Here is a 2,579-nt window from a genome sequence, read left to right as displayed (position 1 = left end):
GCGCCGACGATACCATTTTTGTCGATACTCAGCGCTCTTCACCCTGCCTATCCTCGTCAAAGCCACTCCAACTCGGCACAACCTATTGTAAATGCTCCGAGATGTGCACGTTTATGGACGGAAACTAACTAGGCTCTTTGGTGAGGAATCTGAAGTCGTTAAAGGACGTGAACCCATCGAGGGAGTCATTCGCGAAGGCTCTACACGGAAAGCGTTGGACGTACTTTGTGAGATGAATGATCCTGAGGATCTAGATCGGGTTAGAGGGACCCTACGAAGTGGATTCGTTCCATATTCGGAAAAGGATACAGTCTATTTGATGCGATGGGGAGAGTGGGAGGACATACCCCTTATCATCGAATCCATCGGGCGAGTACCTCCTGGTTCTCGTAGTGGAGTAAGCCTTCTCGCATTTGGCTCGGTGGACGACACTCTTTATGGGACAGCGGCTAAGGCAATCTACAAGCTTGGGAAGGATCGTTTTGCTGAGTTGTTAAAGTTTGCAGCCCCAAACAAACTAAAGGCTCTGCTCATTCGCGAAGCAACAAGCACGACCTTCGCCCGTCTATCTGACGATGACGTGTTAACTTTGTTTCGCTCGAAAAACGACTTAGTAAGAAAAGTTGCAGCACTGAAGTCAGTCAGGTGTTTGCCTAGGTCTCGGCTGAGGAACCTCTTAGATTCGTATCTTACAGCCGAAGCGACATACTATTACAATGTCATCCACTGGCTTGATATGGGGTTATCAGTTCCAAGAGATCGCGCCCACCGAGCTGCTGACTTTGCGATTCGTCAGGTAGATTGGTGAACCTACGGAGACCTTATAAGCCCAAGCTTCATTTCCAGCGCGTTTGGGTACGCACGAACCATACTCCGTCCCTAAGTGATTAATACTATTTTCAGATTCGGCTTAGAACGAGGTTGGCAGAGCGAGCGGGATCCTCAGGACCATTCAACCCTGCTGATCTACAGAAATTTAGGTCGCAAAGCAGCGCCCCTACTAACGCTTCCTTCACCCAACGTGTGTTGCTATGGCACTTCACGCAGAGCTTTGAATAAATGGCCGATCCTATCAATTCTTTCGATCTTATGGAGTTCGAGGACAGTAGCTTCGTCCTGCACTTCGGTGGGCGATCCTCACAAATCCGAGCTCGGACGCTGGGCTCAACGTTGCAAGCTTTCAGCGACCTACTTAGTGCCATCAACGCAGTCATCGATCCTGAGTCAGAAATCGAGCTCGTCGTTGATGCGGAAGGGAGAGGAAGCTATCGCCTCCGACTGAGAGCGACCAAGAATCCAACCGGAAAGTATTTCGATAAAGCCGATAAAAAATCTGCGCTGATCAACACCGTATCAGGAGTCGCCGCTGGTCTCGTCCTTCTGCTATTTCAGCCGTCAGGCGAGACGACCGTAATCAACAATGTTTATCACTTTCCTGGTGCTGTAATCGTACAGCGGGATGACATGTCCATCACTATGCCCGAGGCGACCTACAAGGCGGTGCAAGCTGTTGAGACCAATACTGCAGTCCTGAAGCAAGTTGCCAAGATGATGAAGGCCCTGGAGGCAGATCCAAACGTCACATCGTTTGGGCTTACAGGACGCCTGACGGATGATTTCCCTGCGGTTGAAATTCCACGAACTGCGTTTCCAACAATTCGAAAGCAAGCCAATTCCTTGGCAAAGCCTACAATAGCATCAACTCCACGCGCCGATACCGCAAAGCCTATTGAGCAAGATTTGAACAATCCTCTTTCAGTAAGCGAGCCAAGGCAATCGCCCCTACGTTTGGAGCGGCGAACAGTTGAGCCAATCGCCAAACTTACAGTGGTTGATCCACATCTCAATCGACCCAATGCAGCGTGGGACCTCATTTTTGATGGATTCCGGATCGAAGCCCCGATCCAAGATCGAGAGTTCCTCAGTCGCGTCGCTAACGGAGCTAAAGCGGTGCGAGTAGGTGACCAGTTCGAAGCTACATTGAGGATCCACCAAGTACGTGACCCAACTACCGGTGACTGGATCAATGAGACCTTCGAAGTTCAGAAGGTGACCCAACCATCTCAGGTAACAACAGCGCCTGAGTCGCAAAACCGAGAGAATTGAGAACCGGGGCTTGCCGGGCTCGACGCGTATTAGCCGATCTCGTATCGTGGGAACTTGGTCATAGCTTCTGCCAGCATCGAAACGGGAGGTGTTTCGTACTTCCTACCCACCGATGTGACCTTGTGTCCTGTGATTGCATCTCGGATACGCTCGTCGATCCCGGCTCCCAATGCGATGGTCTTGAACGAGTGCCTCCAGCCATGTTGGGGATCGACATCCCTGTCCCTCAATCCCGTAGCCTCACGAACCCAGATAGCAAGTTGCTGCGCTCTAATTTCGGCGGGGTCAGTATGCGCTCCTCTTCGGTGCTGTAGCGCGACGCGCGAATGTGTGAGTAAGGCGACGGCCAGATTTACGAGATGTCGCCTCCGGTTGAAGTCGACCTACCGTGTCACGGGACGACACGGAGGAGCGCATGAGCCGGCTCGATCAGGAGGCTCGCATGACTATCAAGGCATTGGCGGCGCGGGGAG

1 protein-coding gene is annotated in these 2,579 nt (G+C 51.8%); it reads left to right on the top strand.

From position 1 onward, the window contains the following. Positions 1 to 1,059: 1,059 nt before the first annotated feature. Positions 1,060 to 2,106: an LAPAL motif-containing putative phage structural protein gene (locus FS320_RS41625; protein ID WP_152718416.1), complete on the top strand. Its 1,047-nt coding sequence runs from the start codon at positions 1,060 to 1,062 to the stop codon at positions 2,104 to 2,106. Positions 2,107 to 2,579: the final 473 nt, after the last annotated feature.

The organism is Microvirga tunisiensis (genome assembly GCF_009296175.1).
In the GTDB taxonomy this organism is placed as follows: Bacteria; Pseudomonadota; Alphaproteobacteria; order Rhizobiales; family Beijerinckiaceae; genus Microvirga; species Microvirga tunisiensis.
The sequence above is the reverse complement of the archived record's forward strand: the minus strand, read 5'-3'. Positions and strand labels throughout refer to the sequence as shown.

Bases quoted from the DNA above. Each gene is read 5' to 3' on its own strand.
- FS320_RS41625 (WP_152718416.1), top strand. From the start codon at position 1,060: ATGGCCGATCCTATCAATTCTTTCGATCTTATGGAGTTCGAGGACAGT.